This is a genomic window from Vibrio aquaticus, assembly GCF_003970385.1.
Taxonomy (GTDB): Bacteria; Pseudomonadota; Gammaproteobacteria; order Enterobacterales; family Vibrionaceae; genus Vibrio; species Vibrio aquaticus.
Genome location: NZ_RXZH01000008.1, coordinates 1 through 15,969, shown reverse-complemented (window position 1 = coordinate 15,969; position 15,969 = coordinate 1). Strand labels below are relative to the sequence as shown.

Annotated in this window: 17 protein-coding genes and 1 riboswitch; of the genes, 4 read left to right on the top strand and 13 right to left on the bottom strand. The window is 42.7% G+C overall.

Features of this window, described 5'->3' with window-relative positions; all coding sequences use genetic code 11:
- Positions 1-41: 41 nt before the first annotated feature.
- The 3 genes from EJ063_RS15980 to EJ063_RS21040 form a co-directional block, all read right to left on the bottom strand.
- On the bottom strand, positions 42-1,826 hold the full coding sequence (locus EJ063_RS15980; RefSeq protein ID WP_126575328.1) for a putative bifunctional diguanylate cyclase/phosphodiesterase: 1,785 nt from the start codon (positions 1,824-1,826) through the stop codon (positions 42-44).
- 136 nt (positions 1,827-1,962) lie between these two features.
- Complete coding sequence (locus EJ063_RS15975; protein ID WP_126575327.1) at positions 1,963-2,703, bottom strand: chromosome partitioning protein ParA; 741 nt, start codon at positions 2,701-2,703, stop codon at positions 1,963-1,965.
- A gap of 18 nt (positions 2,704-2,721) precedes the next feature.
- Entirely contained in the window at positions 2,722-2,880 is a 159-nt protein-coding gene (locus EJ063_RS21040) for a hypothetical protein (protein ID WP_167469913.1), read from the bottom strand.
- Positions 2,881-3,102: 222 nt separating this feature from the next.
- On the opposite strand from EJ063_RS21040, the gene EJ063_RS15970 reads away from it, so the two are divergent.
- Positions 3,103-3,441, top strand: coding sequence for a 50S ribosome-binding protein YggL (locus EJ063_RS15970; RefSeq protein WP_126575326.1), 339 nt, complete (start codon positions 3,103-3,105; stop codon positions 3,439-3,441).
- Positions 3,442-3,506: 65 nt separating this feature from the next.
- Here the strand turns inward: EJ063_RS15970 and EJ063_RS15965 are convergent, their stop codons facing one another.
- Complete coding sequence (locus tag EJ063_RS15965) at positions 3,507-3,764, bottom strand: hypothetical protein (RefSeq protein ID WP_126575325.1); 258 nt, start codon at positions 3,762-3,764, stop codon at positions 3,507-3,509.
- 404 nt (positions 3,765-4,168) lie between these two features.
- Positions 4,169-4,275, top strand: a riboswitch (glycine riboswitch).
- A gap of 108 nt (positions 4,276-4,383) precedes the next feature.
- Between EJ063_RS15965 and EJ063_RS15960 the strand changes: the two genes are divergently transcribed.
- Positions 4,384-5,754, top strand: a complete 1,371-nt coding sequence (locus EJ063_RS15960) for an alanine/glycine:cation symporter family protein (protein ID WP_126575324.1) — start codon at positions 4,384-4,386, stop codon at positions 5,752-5,754.
- A 53-nt stretch (positions 5,755-5,807) separates the two neighbouring features.
- On the opposite strand, the gene EJ063_RS15955 is transcribed toward EJ063_RS15960, so the two are convergent.
- Positions 5,808-6,440, bottom strand: a complete 633-nt coding sequence (locus tag EJ063_RS15955) for a LysE family translocator (RefSeq protein WP_126575323.1) — start codon at positions 6,438-6,440, stop codon at positions 5,808-5,810.
- A 218-nt stretch (positions 6,441-6,658) separates the two neighbouring features.
- Here EJ063_RS15955 and EJ063_RS21035 point away from each other — a divergent pair, with 218 nt between their 5' ends.
- Positions 6,659-6,835, top strand: coding sequence for a hypothetical protein (locus tag EJ063_RS21035; RefSeq protein ID WP_167469912.1), 177 nt, complete (start codon positions 6,659-6,661; stop codon positions 6,833-6,835).
- A gap of 77 nt (positions 6,836-6,912) precedes the next feature.
- Positions 6,913-8,394 carry a carboxypeptidase M32 gene (locus EJ063_RS15950; RefSeq protein ID WP_126575322.1) on the top strand — a complete coding sequence of 494 codons (1,482 nt, stop codon included), beginning with the start codon at positions 6,913-6,915 and terminating at the stop codon, positions 8,392-8,394.
- 81 nt (positions 8,395-8,475) lie between these two features.
- Here the strand turns inward: EJ063_RS15950 and EJ063_RS15945 are convergent, their stop codons facing one another.
- The 8 genes from EJ063_RS15945 to EJ063_RS15905 form a co-directional block, all read right to left on the bottom strand.
- On the bottom strand, positions 8,476-8,814 hold the full coding sequence (locus tag EJ063_RS15945; RefSeq protein ID WP_126575445.1) for a zinc ribbon domain-containing protein YjdM: 339 nt from the start codon (positions 8,812-8,814) through the stop codon (positions 8,476-8,478).
- 69 nt (positions 8,815-8,883) lie between these two features.
- Positions 8,884-9,150, bottom strand: coding sequence for a hypothetical protein (locus EJ063_RS15940; RefSeq protein ID WP_126575321.1), 267 nt, complete (start codon positions 9,148-9,150; stop codon positions 8,884-8,886).
- An 85-nt stretch (positions 9,151-9,235) separates the two neighbouring features.
- Positions 9,236-9,775 (bottom strand): GNAT family N-acetyltransferase, encoded by a 540-nt coding sequence (locus EJ063_RS15935; RefSeq protein WP_126575320.1) that lies wholly within the window; start codon positions 9,773-9,775, stop codon positions 9,236-9,238.
- Positions 9,763-10,083, bottom strand: a complete 321-nt coding sequence (locus EJ063_RS15930; protein ID WP_126575319.1) for a DUF2834 domain-containing protein — start codon at positions 10,081-10,083, stop codon at positions 9,763-9,765. The genes EJ063_RS15935 and EJ063_RS15930 overlap by 13 nt, the downstream gene beginning before the upstream one ends.
- Before the next feature lie 277 nt (positions 10,084-10,360).
- A complete protein-coding gene (locus EJ063_RS15925) occupies positions 10,361-11,377 on the bottom strand; it encodes a DUF4238 domain-containing protein (RefSeq protein ID WP_126575318.1) in 1,017 nt (338 codons plus the stop codon).
- Positions 11,378-12,066: 689 nt separating this feature from the next.
- The gene (locus tag EJ063_RS21030; protein ID WP_167469911.1) at positions 12,067-12,450 is read right to left on the bottom strand and encodes a hypothetical protein; all 384 of its coding nucleotides are present in this window, start codon (positions 12,448-12,450) and stop codon (positions 12,067-12,069) included.
- 768 nt (positions 12,451-13,218) lie between these two features.
- Positions 13,219-13,524, bottom strand: coding sequence for an NIPSNAP family protein (locus tag EJ063_RS15910; RefSeq protein WP_126575317.1), 306 nt, complete (start codon positions 13,522-13,524; stop codon positions 13,219-13,221).
- A 132-nt stretch (positions 13,525-13,656) separates the two neighbouring features.
- Positions 13,657-14,661, bottom strand: a complete 1,005-nt coding sequence (locus tag EJ063_RS15905) for a S66 family peptidase (RefSeq protein WP_126575316.1) — start codon at positions 14,659-14,661, stop codon at positions 13,657-13,659.
- Positions 14,662-15,969: the final 1,308 nt, after the last annotated feature.

Below are 15,969 nucleotides of genomic sequence, written 5' to 3'. Positions count from 1 at the left end.
GTTTCATTAAGAACATTTCATTAGGGCCGTTTCATGCGGCCTTAATGATTCACCAACGAGGCATGACTGTTTTGCTGCTGTTTCAGCATAGAGAAAAATGCTTCGCTATCTAGAGGTTGAGAGAATAGATAGCCCTGATATTGGTCGCACTCCTCAGCCACCAAAACATCTAACTGTTCTTGATACTCTACTCCCTCGGCCACCAGCTTAATCCCTAAACTGTGCCCCATTTGGATCATGGTACGAATCAATATCCGGCCGGATTCACTTGTCACACAATCATCAACGAAGCACTTATCAATTTTTATGATGTCGATTGGCAACTGTTTTAAGTATTTCAAACTTGAGTATTCAACGCCAAAATCATCAATAGCAATGGTCACACCTAGCGCCCTTAGCTGACGGCATATATCCATGATGTTTTCAGGATCGCTCATTAGGGAAGATTCGGTAATTTCCATTTGCAGCAAATGCGATGGCAGCTCGGTTTCCTTTAATGCCCGAACCACAACATCAAACAAATCAGCGTGAGCAAACTGGACAGTCGAAACATTCACCGCGATACACATTGGCGTTCCTGCATCGCTGTACTCTTTCGCTTTACGGCACGCCTCATAGATAACCCAGTGCCCAACCGGAACAATTTGCGTGGTTTTCTCAGCCAGAGGGATAAATTCACTGGGTGGTACCATGCCGAGTTGAGGGTGGTTCCAACGAACTAAGGCTTCAGCCCCCATCACTTGCCCTGTTTCTAAAGAGACCTTCGGCTGAAACATTAGGATAAGCTGTTCATGCTCTAGTGCCGACTTTATTTCGGTTTCAATTTGATGCTGACGTATGGTCTCACCAAGCAACTCATCATCAAACCAACAGACGTTCGTCTTTTTGTCTCTTCGCGCTTTGTACAAGGCAAAATCTGCATTCTTTTCCCACACTTCGTGACTCTCTCTTGCATCTGCGGCAAAGGCAATGCCTAAACAGAAATTGAGTCGGTGTGAGGTATTATCAATGTTGTACATCATGTGTTGCTGTTTATTGAACTCAGCCACCAAGTTATCCAAGGTTGCAATCAGCTCGTCACTCTCGACGAGTACTAAGAGCTCATCCCCCCCAAGACGAAACAAGGTGCCATACTCCCCCACCACTTGCTTAGTATGATTCGAGAAGGCGATCAGCAAATCATCACCATGACGATAGCCCAGTCGATCATTGACGTTTTTGAACCCGACCAACCCTATGTGGATCAATGCAAAATGGTCTGCATTACGGGCATTCACTCGTTCGATCTCTTCTTTATAAGCATTCATATTCGGCAATTTGGTGAGAAAGTCCGTCTGACTCTCATGCTTAAAATCACTCGCTTGCTGCCTGACGGTGACATAGTAGTAAGTCATCAAGGTCGCGAATACGGTGATGGCCGTGGTATGTAATGAGACATCGATAAAGGCTTCGAATTCTTTCAGGTCTATCTGGTACAAATAGCCATTGATGACCGCGGCTCCGACTGCAATAGGCCAAAGGGTCCCGGGGAACAAAACCATGTAGCAGAATGGAAGTAGTAGTAGGCAACTTTCGACCGAATCAATCGGGAAGGAATCAATAAGACCACCTAAGATAAACATCGCAACAGCAGCGAAAGCGTAAATATGCTTCAAATTCGGCGAGTCCACGACCAGAGCACAAAGCAAAAACACAGGAAATAACCAATAACCTCGCCCCCACGGGTGTGGCTCTGTCAGTAAATCAAGCGACATGACACCAACAGCGCCGACATAAGCCACCGCAACTATCGCGACTACCCCATAGTTATTCTTTAAGCTCCGCATTCCATGCCTTACTTCTGTCTATATGACTATAAACTTAGCGCAAAATCCCACCATAGAAAGGCAAATGGCCAATTTCGGCTAAAACAAAAACGCCCCACGATAAAGTGAGGCGTTGTTATTTGGGTCTATAAGTCCGTTATAGGCCGAGTTCTTCCGACAAAGCTTGCATCTGTTTGAGATCCATTTGATGAACTCGGATCATTTGGTTCACTTGGCTTAAGCGCGAGTTGGCTTCGTCTTGTTTATCACAAGAATCTGACGTTGCATCCCAAGATGTGCCTTGCAGATAGATGTCGCATTGCTCTTTCAGTTTAACAAGAGTCGGCTCTAGCGAATCACGCTCTTTTTCCAGCGCTTCAAGTTCTTGCTTAACCTTTAACTCTTGTTGGAACAGTTCACGAGAACGCTCAAACATGGTGGCTTGCATGTCTGCCTGACGGTTCAGTTTACTGTTCACCTTACTTGTCTCTTCAAGCTGTGTTTTTTGAGTAGAAACTTGTTCTTCAAGCGACAAGTTTACTTTCTCTAGTTCTTCAACTTGTTGCTGTAACTTAGCGAGTGCTGTTTGATGTTCTTCTTGTTGCTGTTGAATCGCTTGTTGAAGCTTTTCAGCCACTTCATCATCGACCTTTGCCACTTTCTCTTCAACTTGCACTACCATCTGTTTTTTTTCAGATGCAAGTGTTTGATACTGCTCTTCTAAAGAGTGATAAGTGGATTCCCATTTGTTCGCGGTCAATGTTGAACCAATCAATCCCCCCAACGCTAAGCCTAGGACTCCCGCAATAGCAATATAGACGTAGGTACGTTTATCTCGCTCTTCAATAACGACCACGTCATCATTTTCGTGTTCTTGATTGTTGGTTCGTTCGTTCAATTGTTTGCTCCTAAACCGTTAACGTATGAGCTCAGTAACCATAAGTGTTGCTGTGTATATAAAAAAGCCAGAAAGCAAAGTAATGACCACGTATTTTTGTAGCTTTTCACTGGTTCGATAGCGGATCAATACAAAAGCAAGTGCGATAAAAAAGACGATGGCTAACAACCTTGTCATACTCTCTCCTTAGATGGACTTTCTACCTTTCACTTTATACCATTTTTTGGTGTTAAATAGTCAGAGTTACGTCTATTTCATTGTGTCAGCTCTGGATCTGGCTCACTGACCATACCTAGACGAGCAAACATCCACCAACCTTCCACATTGTGCAGGATTTAATTTGGTTGATTCCGCTATTTTGAGGTATAAAGAACCTTCAATTACTCGTGAGAAAACAGTATGAAACCGTACCAGTTAGAGAATAAAAAACGCCGTATCCAGAAGAAACTATTTTTGGGTGAGTTTGCAATGTTAGGCTTTGAACTAAGCTGCGAAACGACTATCAACGATTTTGCTCGCTACGATACGTTCGTTGATGATTTCATCGACTACGTTGACTCACTTGGCCTTTGTTTTGGTGGCGGTGGCCTTGAGCTATTTGAAGGCTTCCTATGCTGTACTAAACGTTATGAAGACGTGACTGAAGAACAAAAAGCACAAGTGGTTAAATGGCTTGAAGCTCGTGAAGAAGTGAAAAGCGTAAACACCAGCGAACTGCTTGATGCAAACTATTTCTAATCTCGTATTTTAATCAATACAGATACACAAATAGCGCCCTTGTGGCGCTATTTTTTTGTGCTGCGCTATCTTACTTCAATACCTAAATTGTATTGTGCAAGACAGCGAGTGACGTAGCTGACTTTAAGAAACGCAGCGATAACGATCGTACTGATGTGAGCTGCAACTTGTACCGGCAAACTAAAATGTTCTGCGTATGGGTAAGACATAAGAATACTCACGATCATAACGACCGAAGTCAGCACCAGAACACAATTCGAGACATTGAGCAGGAGTTTAAATTTTTCAGTGTTTGATTGAGCAAACTTTGATTGAACAAACATAGAGACCTCACTAGAGTCATTTTTATTATCTCCTTTGATATTGCACAATGCATACCAAGTATTCTTACGCAATTATTTCATAAACATAGAACCAAAACCCACTCAAATCATGTCATTTAGACATAGAAACCCACAGAGTCATTTCGACACAATTGCGTCTTTTACTATCAGAAAAATCTCTCGCTATTTTTCTGCAATTGTTTATTGAATTACAATATTTTTATGATAGAGTTCACATGTTAATAGCACAGAGCTATTGACCATCTTTTACCCATTTACTTGGGTAATTGTTCCGATGAAGACTACAGGAGAGTGGTTGTTTTCTAAATATCAACATTTAGACAAAACAACCCGCCGAAGAATTAACTATTTCAGGTGCTACTAAGGTGGCAGGGACTGTAGTTGGAGGAACCTCTGGAGAGAACCGTTAAATCGGTCGCCGAAGGAGCAAGCTTGACCATATTCAATAAGGTCGAGTGAAACTCTCAGGCAAAAGGACAGAGGAGTGGAAAGTAACCATCAGCCGCAGACTCTCTGTCTACTCGCTTACTGAGATCTTCTTTTGATCTCTGCTTTTCTCTCTTCTCCTTAAATAAGCATTATCACTTAAGGGGAAATCATGGATAACCTTCATTCTTTACTAAAAACCATCGACAACTTTGTCTGGGGTCCACCACTGCTCATTTTATTGGTCGGTACCGGTGTTTATTTCACTTTTAGCTTAGGCTTACTTCAGTTTCGGCACCTACCCACCGCACTAAAAATGGTGTTTAGCAAAGAAGACAAAAACAAACAGGGCGATGTGTCTAGCTTCGCTGCCCTATGTACTGCCCTATCGGCCACCATTGGTACGGGTAATATTGTTGGCGTTGCCACGGCAATCAAGCTTGGTGGCCCAGGCGCACTCTTTTGGATGTGGCTAGCTGCACTGTTTGGCATGGCGACCAAATACGCAGAGTGTTTGCTGGCGATCAAATATCGTAAACAAGACAGTAACGGCCAAATGATTGGCGGCCCTATGTACTACCTGCAATACGGTGTGGGTTCGAAAGCATTGGCGGTGATGTTTGCTGTTTTCGCTCTTGGTGTTGCCTGCTTCGGTATCGGTACTTTCCCGCAAGTTAACGCGATTCTTGATGCCACTGAGATCTCATTTGGTGTTTCTCGTGAAATTTCAGCTTCCGTTCTAACCCTATTAGTCGCCTTTGTAACGTTAGGTGGTATTCAATCTATTGCTAAAGTGGCAGGTAAAGTGGTGCCAACCATGGCGCTGTTTTACGTGTTAGCGTGTTTGAGTGTAATCATCATGAACGCTGATAAGCTGTTTGATGCCGTTGAGCTTGTTATCGTTTCAGCTTTCACCTCAACAGCGGCAACAGGCGGCTTCCTAGGTGCAAGCATTATGCTAGCGATTCAATCGGGTATTGCTCGTGGCGTGTTCTCAAACGAATCTGGTCTTGGTAGCGCACCAATGGCCGCCGCCGCAGCAAAAACAGATTCATGCGTGAAGCAAGGCCTTATCTCGATGACGGGTACGTTTTTCGATACCATCATCATTTGTACCATGACTGGCCTAGCCTTGATTCTAACGGGTGCATGGCAGAGTGATTTTGCCGGCGCCGCGATGACAACTCATGCGTTTGCGGTTGGATTGAATGCTGAGACGTTTGGCCCTCTTCTGGTCTCTATCGGCCTGATCTTTTTCGCCTTCACCACCATTCTAGGTTGGAACTACTACGGTGAGCGCTGTGTTGTTTACCTTTTCGGAGTAAAAGCGGTACTGCCATACAAAATAGTCTTTGTTGCCTTGGTCGCGTCTGGCGCTTTCCTGCACTTAGATATGATTTGGATTATTGCTGACATCGTAAACGGCTTGATGGCGATTCCAAACCTTATAGGTCTGATCATGCTTCGCCATGTTGTAATAGAAGAGACCAAACAGTACTTTGCAGCCAATATTAACGCGATGAAACAGCCGGTCACATCTTAAGTTCTAAACAATCTAGATTTCATACAGTGAAAGCAGCGGTATTCGCCGCTGCTTTATTCTTCTACTAAGAGTTTAATTCCCAAAGCAACTAATACCGCCCCCGTTGTTGCCTCCATTCGAGTCATAAACACCGAGCTCTTAAGCAAGTTTTTCGCTGAATTGAGTAACCCTGCCAAACCACATTGCCATACCATCGCAATCACAAAATGAATCGCCGCCATCAAAAATGACTGCACTAATGCCGATCCTTCAGGGTTTATAAACTGTGGCAAAAAGGCCAAATAGAAAACGGCCGTCTTAGGGTTAAGCACATTCGACAGAAACCCTTCTCGAAGTGAACGTTTAGCATCAAACCGATGAGTAGTTGCGTCAACGTTAAGCCCAGAGGATAACTCCCCTCTCCACAAACTCATCAATGTCGATAACCCGAGCCAAATCAAATAGGCGGCACCAATCAGTTTAACTACGCTAAACAACTCTGCCGATTGCGCTAACAACGCGGATATACCCACTGCAGAGAATGTCGCGTGAACAAACAACCCTAAACAAATACCCAAACTGGTCAACGCACCATCCGTGAAGCCTCCACGAGAGGAATTACGTACCACTAGAGCGGTATCTAGGCCGGGGGTTAACGTCAATATCGTTATCGCGACCAAAAAGGCTTCAACATTACTGATCACAATGACTCATCCTTACATTCCATTTCGATTGTTCCAAATTCATCACCTACCAATATTTCAATCAAATAACTATTACAATTATGTGACAGTGATTCCATTAATGATTACCTTCACATTTTTTGATCTAGCGCAATTTATAGGATGACAAACCATAAAAGTTCAATTAGTATGCTGTCATGTAATCGGGAGGATTACGATTTCTTATTCCGGGGGGAGGAAACATGGTGATGGTAGAACTATCGTACCAGGTAATGGGCATTGGCAAATGGACGCAAGTAAACGTAAGCGAAGATGTTGCACAAGCACTGCTGAATGAGTATCAAGGCTACGGTTGGCCTGTAAAACTGACAGCACAAGCTAAAAACAACTTCGGTCTACAGCGTGCTAGCCAAGGCTAAAAACACTGTGTGAAGACTTGGTCTACCAGCCTTAGGTTGGTAGACTTTGTTTTTTATACCGTCATGGAAGGCCGCTAATGAGCGCATTCAAACAACTCGTCACACATTCTCAGAAGATCTCTCATTTTAATCACCTTGCCGCTATCGTTGGTTGGGATCAAGCCGCAGTGATGCCATCAGGCGGAAACCAAGCCCGCAGCAATGCGATGGCTGAATTGTCTGTTCATATCCATTCTTTGCACACTCAGCCTCAACTCGCAGATTGGTTTGCACAAGCGGAACAAGAATCTCTTTCCTTGCAAGAAACAGCCACACTGCGCGAGCTTAAACGCCAATGGCAGCAAGCCAATGTTCTGCCAGAAAAACTCGTACAAGCCAAATCTCTAGCCGGTTCGAAATGTGAACATGCTTGGCGCACACAACGAGGCCAAAACGACTGGCAAGGTTTCGAGAAAAACTGGTCAGAAGTTGTTGCCTTATCTCAGGAAGAGGCGCAAATTCGGGCAGAAGCGAACGGTTTAACCCCCTACGATGCGATGCTCGACATTTATGAACCTGGCACAAGCTCTACCTCGCTTGATAGCTTGTTCAATGATGTAAAAACCTGGCTGCCTGATTTAATCGATCAGGTGATTGAAAAGCAGAGCAGTGAACATTATCTAGAACCGACAGGCCAATTCGATACCCAGAAGCAAAAACAATTGGGTTTAGAAGTGATGAAGTTACTTCAGTTTGACTTCGAACACGGTCGATTGGATGAGAGTGTCCACCCGTTTTGCGGTGGTGTACCATCTGATGTTCGTATCACCACGCGTTATGATGAGAACGAGTTTGTCCAGTCATTAATGGGCATTGTGCATGAAACTGGCCACGCTCGTTATGAGCAAGGGTTACCGAAATCCTTGTCAGGACTACCATCTGGTGAAGCGCGTTCGATGGGCATTCATGAATCTCAATCTCTGTTTTTTGAAATGCAAGTGGGCCGCAGTGAAGCATTTATTCAGCATTTGGCAAAACTGGCTGGTTCACAGTTCGATCAACATAACCCAGCGCTGTTCGCTCAAGACAATTTCCAAAAGTTATATACGCGAGTGAAAAAAGACTTTATCCGAGTCGATGCCGATGAACTGACCTACCCTGCCCATGTCATTTTGCGCTACGAAATCGAACGTGACTTGATCAATGGCAAAATTAAACATACCGATGTACCGGATCTTTGGGATAGCAAGATGCAGCAATATTTGGGGCTCTCTACCCAAGGGAACTTTAAGAATGGCTGTATGCAAGACATTCACTGGACAGACGGCGCATTCGGCTATTTCCCTTCATACACCTTAGGCGCAATGTATGCGGCGCAGTTTATGGCGGCAATGAAGCAATCAGTAGATGTCGATGGTGCAATTCTTAGTGGTGACCTGACGCCAATTTTCTCTTGGTTGTCCGATAAAATCTGGAGCCAAGGAAGCGTACTCACGACGGACGAACTGGTTAAGCGAGCGACTGGAGAAACGCTCAACGCTGAGCACTTTAAACAACACCTGATTCAGCGTTACCTATAAGCCACACCGTTCAGCAATTAAAGAAACGCCTCAATAGCCGCTTGTTATTGAGGCGTTTTTATTCTTCTGGCTATCGGTTCGTTAAGCTTTCTTAACGTACTTCGCAGTCACCATCATTTCTCCACCTTTATCTAGCTTACAGTCCAGCTGATGGTCTTTTCCTTCGACAATGCGTCTGATGGTCGCTTTTGTGCCGATTTTAAGTACAAGGGAACTGCCCTTCACTTTGAGATCTTTGATGAAGGTAACCTTGTCGCCCTGCTCTAGCACCGCACCGTTGACATCTTTAATCGCATTCGCTTCTTTCTCTGCGGCGATTTCTTCTGGGTTCCATTCATAAGCGCATTCAGGGCAAATAAGGTTGTTTTGATCTTGATAGACGTACTCAGATGAGCAATTAGGGCAAGCAGGTAATGACATCATTTCTTCTTAGTCGTTGATTCTATGGAATATGATAAAGGCTGGAGGATAAGAATGCGAGTAGAGACTTTATAGCTCAAGCTGCACTTTGTCTCTGATATAAGTCGGTACTGCCAGTTTCTCATCAAGGTCTTTAAATTGTGGCTGTGTAGACATCGCGTTAACAATCGTCTCTAGCTCTTCATAGCTTATGCCAACCACTCGACTGGCTGTCATGATCCCATAGATAAATTTCTTTTGTTCTTGCTTCGCTCTGTTTTCACTCGATGGAATTTGAGTATATTTTTCGCATTCATCTTTCAATAGCGCCAGCAATGCGTTTCTTTCTTGTTGCATAGTCTCACCGTATTAGCCCAATCAACTAGAAGCATTATGATCGATCTTATCCATCAGATCCAAGATTGGGTTCCAACACTCAGCCTTAGCTTTGACTTTGCCACTCACTCTTGAGAATCGCGAGAATGACAGTATCCCACCATTGGTCTTTAAAGAATCGATGCTCTCTTAGATGTGCTTCCTGACGCATTCCCAGTGATTGGCACATTTTAATCGCAGGCGTATTTCTGCCAATGGTTTCGGCATAAATACGGTGAACACCTAAAACAGAAAAACCGAAGTCCGCTAAGGCATGGGCCGCTTCATGCGCTAGTTTTCCACCTTGACGACGGCGAGAAAACGCACAGCCCATAGAGGCTTGTTGGTTTGCTTCCAATCGTAAGCATACCGTACCTATGAACTCTCCCGTTTTTTTACACTCTACGGCTAACTGATAAGAGCCTCGAGGATCTTCTTTTGCTTGAGAGACAAACAAACGAGTCAGTTCTTGGTACTTTTCTGGCTTACAGTCTTGTTCATCATAAAATCGCTGATATTTCGGGTCTTGTGACATTGCAACAAAATCATCTTCATCGTCCAAGCTCATGTCTCTCAATATCAAACGTTCTGTTTCTAACATAAACAATAGTTCAGCTGCCTTTCTTTGAGATATAAGTACAGAGGCAAGCCGCACGAGACGCCTACCTTTAGAGTCCCGATCACTGCAACATAGCGAAATTTAATATAATTCCTAGCACCGTCAACAAGAATAAAGCCTAAAAGGGCCACTGCTGAAACTAAAACGTCTAACCAAGCAAATAGGCCAACAGAGTTAGCGGCTGCCTGTTGAATCAAATAAGGTATGTTGAGTCCGTTCTCCATTAACCAAGGGAGTAACGCACCATAGGGAATCAACACCCCGAAGATGGTAAGTGCAAGGTAAAAGATTTTCATGTCGCTTCCTGCGTTGTCATGTCACGGTTCATTTGGATTCAATTGAGATATTTACATACCTTACTGAGAACAAAAGATATACGATTTCTACATGAAGAAAGCAAGTGCTCGCATAAAGAGGTATTTAGCTGGAAAGCTTCAATGGCATCTGTGATGAAGAGGTTTTGTAGTCGAATCGTCATCGCACCTATGGAAAGAAGTGAGGTTTATATACCTCACAGGAGTATATTCATACGCATCTGTAAAAAGTGTCGCACTTCAAACTTGATACTAAGAGTTACTGCACCAAAGCCAATAACTCTTTCTTTAAGTCACTAACCCCTTGGTTTCCATATCTCATATTCGCATAGTTGATCACATTTTCTAATGTTAGTTTATCGTTGCTAAATACAAACCTTTTTGCTTGTAAGTAATTAAGTACTGATAACTTAAATGCCCAATCGATTACATTGGTAATCTTCAACTTCGCTTGGTTATTTACATTAATATAAGCTAAGTTAGGTGACCAAGTAAAAATAAATTCTTGTTCTAAGCTTACCCCACGGTCATTCGTAATAAATGGAGCATCAGAACTGACAATTCTTTGTTCTGGAAGGTAAACTTGGCATAACTTGAAGTGTTCTTTTTGATTAATGTAAACACCGGACATTGGAAAAATGAGATTCTTATAGACTTTCATGACATTTTTTTGTTCGCCAAATGCAAATGGAAGATAAAGGTCATACTTTATTTCATTCAAAAGCTCAGGAAAAGAATTAAAGTCTATAATTTCAATCTGGTTAGACTTTTGCAATAAAGAACTAATAGATTCAGACAAGTAGTTTTCTGTAGTGTTTAGTTCAAAATATTCGTCATGTATAGTCAATCGCCAATAGAAAACTGTAATAAAGTAGTTAAACAGCCTAAAATAATAAGGCTCATCCATTAACTTATTTAAGCTACGTAAGTACCTTGTCTCTCTAAATTTATCGCTATCCCAAACTTCTAGCTTTATTTTATTTATTTTCTCTAATTCTTTACAATAACCCGTAGTAACTTTAAAGAACTCCGACATTATTGATTCTAGCTCTGAAAAAGACTTTTCAATAAAAAAGTCTTTTTCACCAAGCATATCCAAAGTATTTCTGTGCTTTTCGCAACATATCTCCTTAGTTGTTTTGGGTATTACAACACGCTGAAACTCCTTATCGTAGGAGTACACACAATACAACTTTTTCTTTTTTGAGAACTCAAAAGCAAACGACTTAAGATAAAACTGTGGCAAATAATGATGAGATACTGGTTCTTTTGACATCTGCTTTACTACTTCCTATAACTTATAACGCCCAATTAAGTTGTGAGCAACACTGCCACCTTACTCAAACGCTGCAACGTAATCACCAAACCAATTGAAACCGAAAGCGCCGAGCGTTGCGAATCAGCTTGAATTGTTTGTTAGGCAAATTTTCACGTTTACTCATTAACTTAGTTTGAAAACAGAATACCTTAAACACGATAAGCAACCAATCACCCAATGACTTTTTGTGATTCAAGAACGACTAAAGCCACTATGTTACAGCCTCACTTTTTACGCTCACGAAATACAGCCTTTCAGCGAGAAAGTAGCTTTTGAACCTGAGAAACTCAAAGCTGCGAAATGACAACGAATACGATAGCTTCTTTGAACTAGCCCTTTCCACACCTTAAGCCAGTGAAACTCACCACCGACCAACACTGAAAACCAATGAGGCAACCCACGAATTTTGACATGTTTTACGGTTGGAGAGGTTCAAGGACTTGAGCCAACAATGCTGAATTGCCGACTACGAAAAACGAACTGCCAGAGGGAACAAGAAGATTAGAACTAAGAACTTTTTGCCCTTTGCCTAACGCCAAATTAAGTAGTGAGCAACACCACCACCTAAGCTAAACCATTGTGCCGTAAACACTAAAGTCGATTCAAACCGAAAGTGCCAAGCGTTGCGAATCTGCTTAAATTTATTGTTATGTGCATCTGGACAGCATGAACTGCCAGTCCTGTTCAGAAACCCAAGATTCAAAAACCTTCACCCTGTGATAGCCCTTTTGAGTCAAGGATGTAACACGAATATAAGGCCGGCCTGTTAGTGACTTCTGATACCTCAATGCAGCCGGAATGCTAAATAAATACACCTCATCATCATCCGCTGTCAGATTGCTATCATACTTACGCTTAGTGGAGAAATATTGAATTGCAGCGCCTACAAGCACAAAGCCATAAGTAATTGCACTTTGCTCCATAGAAAAAACAAAGTCCACTGTCAGCAAAACTGCCACACCACCGAAAACGGACGATAGACAATAAGAAAGCGCTCGAGAATGAGCGATAAACTCGATTTCACGCATCATAGAACCTCCGTTTATCATTGTTCATCAAAACTAGAGAGCTAAGGTAAGGTTCGATAAGCAATGCGAGTTTATTCACAGTAAAATGATGCTCATAACGCCCAATTAAGTTGTGATCAACGCTGCCACATTGCCTAGGCACTTCGCCATAATCACCAAACTAATTGAAACCGAAAGCGCCGAGCGTTGCGAATCAGCTTGAATTGTTTGTTAGGCAAATTTTCTACGTACTCACTAACTTTGTTTGAAAACAGAATACCTTAAACACGATAAGCAACCGATCACCCACTGACTTTTTGTGATTCAAGAACTACTGAAGTTGCTATGTTACAGCCGAGGTTTCAACAACCACGAAATGCGTCCTTTCAGCGACGAAGTAGCTTTTGAACCGGAAAACTAAAAGCTGCGAACTGACAGCAAAAAAGAAATCCTCGATTAACTTGCCCTTTCCACACTTTGAACCAGTGAAGCTCACCACGGACCAACACTAAAAACCAATGAGGCAACCCACGAGTCTTGGCATGTTTTACGGTTGGATAGATTCAAGAATTTGAGCCGACAATACAGAATTGCCGACTAAGAAAAGCAGGTGGCTAGAGGGAGCAAGAAGATTAGAACAAAGAACTTTTCTGCCCTTTGCCTAACGCCCAATTAAGTTGTGAGCAACGCTGCCACCTTACTAAAACATTGCACCGTAATCACCAAACAAGTTGAAACCGAAAGAGCCGAGCGTTGCGAATCAGCTTGAATTGCTTGTTATACGTTGCTTCCCTACCCGAGTACTGGTCTAAAAAAGCTACGTTCATAGCTAACAATGCAGTCTACTTTATCTGCAAACTCAAAAGCTTCAATACACTCGGGATCATTTAGAGATTTAAGACGATACTCTTCATATGCTGATAAGCTTTCAAATGTGAACAAAGCTAGAGCTATATTATTCGCACCTTCTGACGGTAGAAAATAGCCATTGTGTTGACCACCAAACCTCTCAACAAGCGGAATCCACATTCTTGCGTATTCTTCAAATTCTTTAACCTTTTTCGGGTCAATCACGTACCTGACATAGCAAGTAATCATAAGCTTTAAATCCTTCTAATTGCTTAATTTTATGCGCAGCGTATAACGCCGCATTAAGGTGTGAGCGTCGCTTGCCTATACTTTGAGCGAAGCGAGAACGGCAAGCGTTGCGAATCACTCTTAAATGCTTTGTTATTTTGCTGATATCCACTGGCTTTTAACCTCAATAATTTCGCTGTCAAAATCAATTGAAGCCCGAACGCCCAGTGGTGTAACCAACATTGGATGTGTATGACAACTATCGAAGCCATAGAGGATAGGAACATTTTTTCCATTTAACACTTCAAGCAAAACATCTAGCGGACTGCGCCCCGTCCCTTTGTCATTAAACAGTTCATGTTTGCCTAAAACAATTGCACCAACTTTTTCGAACACACCGCAAGCCATTAAATGAGCAAAAGAACGTTCGACAGTTTCTATACCTTTGAGCGAGTCTTCAAGTAGTAGGATATCGCCTTGCTCTATCTTTGGCATATATTGGCTACCCCATATGCCCGCCATGGTATTTAGATTACCACCAATTATACGACCACTAACTTGGCCTTTGCCTAAAAACTGCCATTCATTCGTGTAACTAGGTTTTGGAGAGTCCTGAGTTTCCCAGTCATGCTTAACATCTGTCCACAGCGGAGGGATTGTATACTGATGAGAGTCAGAGCCCGAACATAAGATTTCCAGAAAGGACTTTAGAGTTTCATCAACTAAGGGCGGAAACTCACCAAATGATGCAACCAGTGCGGGGCCATAAAATGTAATTAGTCCTGTCTGAGCATAGATGCCCAATAGCAAAGCGGTTACGTCAGAATAGCCGATGATAATCTTGGGGTCGTTTCTGAGCGCTTCATAGTCGATGTAGGGCAATAGAGAGTTACTATTGCTCCCACCAATTGTAGACATGATACATCGTACATTAGGGTCGCGGATTAATCGGTTCAATTCTTCTGCGCGATCTTGAATTGAGCCAGAGCGATATGAATCAGAGCAACCTGTGAGATGCCCTTCCACTAACTCAAAGCCTTGAGATTCCAAATAAGACTTTGCTCGTTTGAAACGAACTGGCGCAAAAGCCGTTGCGGGTGAAGATGGTGAAAAGAAGCCAATCTTATCACCAACTTTTAGAGCTTGTGGGAATATCACTTAACCTTATCCTCCATAATTCAAATAAGCAAAATAACGCCCAATTAACGTGTGAGCAGCGCAGACACTGAACTTGAACACTGCGCTGTAAACACTAAATTCAACTCGAAGTGAGAGCGCCAAGCGTTGCGAATCACTGTTGAATTGTTTGTTATGTTTTACCACAAATACATGATTTACTTGAGAAAGAACTGCTATTTCAAACTAATTTTCTGAAGCAAACCACAAGGCTAGAACCAACTTGGCCGCCAAAAGCGACTAACCCAAAACCAGTAATTCCACTTCCCTGCCCAATGAGGCAACCCTACTAAGAAACAACAAGCGCCCTATCTTTCCAACAAAAGCGCAAAACAATGTTGAATTGCCGAGGCAACTGCCAAGCTGAAATGCTAATTGACTAAAAGCCTCAAAGCGACTTAGAGCCAGTGAAACAAGAAGCCGATCGCCACGACCTGACAATGAAGCAACCCACGAACATTGGCATGTTTTACGGGCTGAGAGATTCAAGAACTTAGACCGACAATGCGGATTTGCTGAGTCTACTAGGGACTAATTGCCAAAGGAACAAAGAACTAGAGCCTAAGACCTTTAAGCCTTTGAAATACAAGTAAACATAACGCCCAATTAAGTTGTGAGCAACACTGCCAAAGCACTCAAACACTTCACCGTAATCACAAAACCAATTGAAACCGAAAGCGCCGAGCGTTGCGAATCAGCTTGAATTGTTTGTTAGGCAAATTTCTCGTTTACTCACTTACTTGGTTTGAAAACAGAATACCTTAAACACGATAAGCAACCAATCACCCACTGACTTTTTGTGATTCAAGAAGTACTACAGCCACTATGTTACAGCCTCACTTTTTATGCTCACGAAATACAGCCTTTCAGCGAGAAAGTAGCTTTTGAACCTGAGAAACTCAAAGCTGCGAAATGACAGCGAATACGAAAGCTTCTTTGAACTAGCCCTTTCCACACCTTAAGCCAATGAAACTCACCACCGACCAACACTGAAAACCAATGAGGCAACCCACGAATTTTGACATGTTTAAGGTTGGAGAGGTTCAAGGACTTGAGCCGACAATGCTGGATTGCCCACTACGAAAAACGAACTGCCAGAGGGAACAAGAAGATTAGAACTAAGAACTTTTTTGCCCTTTGCCTAACGCCCAATTAAGGGGTGAACAACGCCTCCACCCAAACCTAAAGCATTGTGCCATAAACACTAAACTTGAAGTAGAAGCAAAAGTGCCAAGCGTTGTGAATCCCTCTTAAATTGCTTGTTAAGCTACTTGTTCTCGGCTATACGCC

Bases quoted from the DNA above. Each gene is read 5' to 3' on its own strand.
- EJ063_RS15980 (WP_126575328.1), bottom strand. From the start codon at position 1,826: ATGCGGAGCTTAAAGAATAACTATGGGGTAGTCGCGATAGTTGCGGTG.
- EJ063_RS21040 (WP_167469913.1), bottom strand. From the start codon at position 2,880: ATGACAAGGTTGTTAGCCATCGTCTTTTTTATCGCACTTGCTTTTGTA.
- EJ063_RS15970 (WP_126575326.1), top strand. From the start codon at position 3,103: ATGAAACCGTACCAGTTAGAGAATAAAAAACGCCGTATCCAGAAGAAA.
- EJ063_RS15965 (WP_126575325.1), bottom strand. From the start codon at position 3,764: ATGTTTGTTCAATCAAAGTTTGCTCAATCAAACACTGAAAAATTTAAA.
- EJ063_RS15960 (WP_126575324.1), top strand. From the start codon at position 4,384: ATGGATAACCTTCATTCTTTACTAAAAACCATCGACAACTTTGTCTGG.
- EJ063_RS21035 (WP_167469912.1), top strand. From the start codon at position 6,659: ATGGTGATGGTAGAACTATCGTACCAGGTAATGGGCATTGGCAAATGG.
- EJ063_RS15950 (WP_126575322.1), top strand. From the start codon at position 6,913: ATGAGCGCATTCAAACAACTCGTCACACATTCTCAGAAGATCTCTCAT.
- EJ063_RS15945 (WP_126575445.1), bottom strand. From the start codon at position 8,814: ATGTCATTACCTGCTTGCCCTAATTGCTCATCTGAGTACGTCTATCAA.
- EJ063_RS15940 (WP_126575321.1), bottom strand. From the start codon at position 9,150: ATGCAACAAGAAAGAAACGCATTGCTGGCGCTATTGAAAGATGAATGC.
- EJ063_RS15930 (WP_126575319.1), bottom strand. From the start codon at position 10,083: ATGAAAATCTTTTACCTTGCACTTACCATCTTCGGGGTGTTGATTCCC.
- EJ063_RS15925 (WP_126575318.1), bottom strand. From the start codon at position 11,377: ATGTCAAAAGAACCAGTATCTCATCATTATTTGCCACAGTTTTATCTT.
- EJ063_RS21030 (WP_167469911.1), bottom strand. From the start codon at position 12,450: ATGATGCGTGAAATCGAGTTTATCGCTCATTCTCGAGCGCTTTCTTAT.
- EJ063_RS15910 (WP_126575317.1), bottom strand. From the start codon at position 13,524: ATGATTACTTGCTATGTCAGGTACGTGATTGACCCGAAAAAGGTTAAA.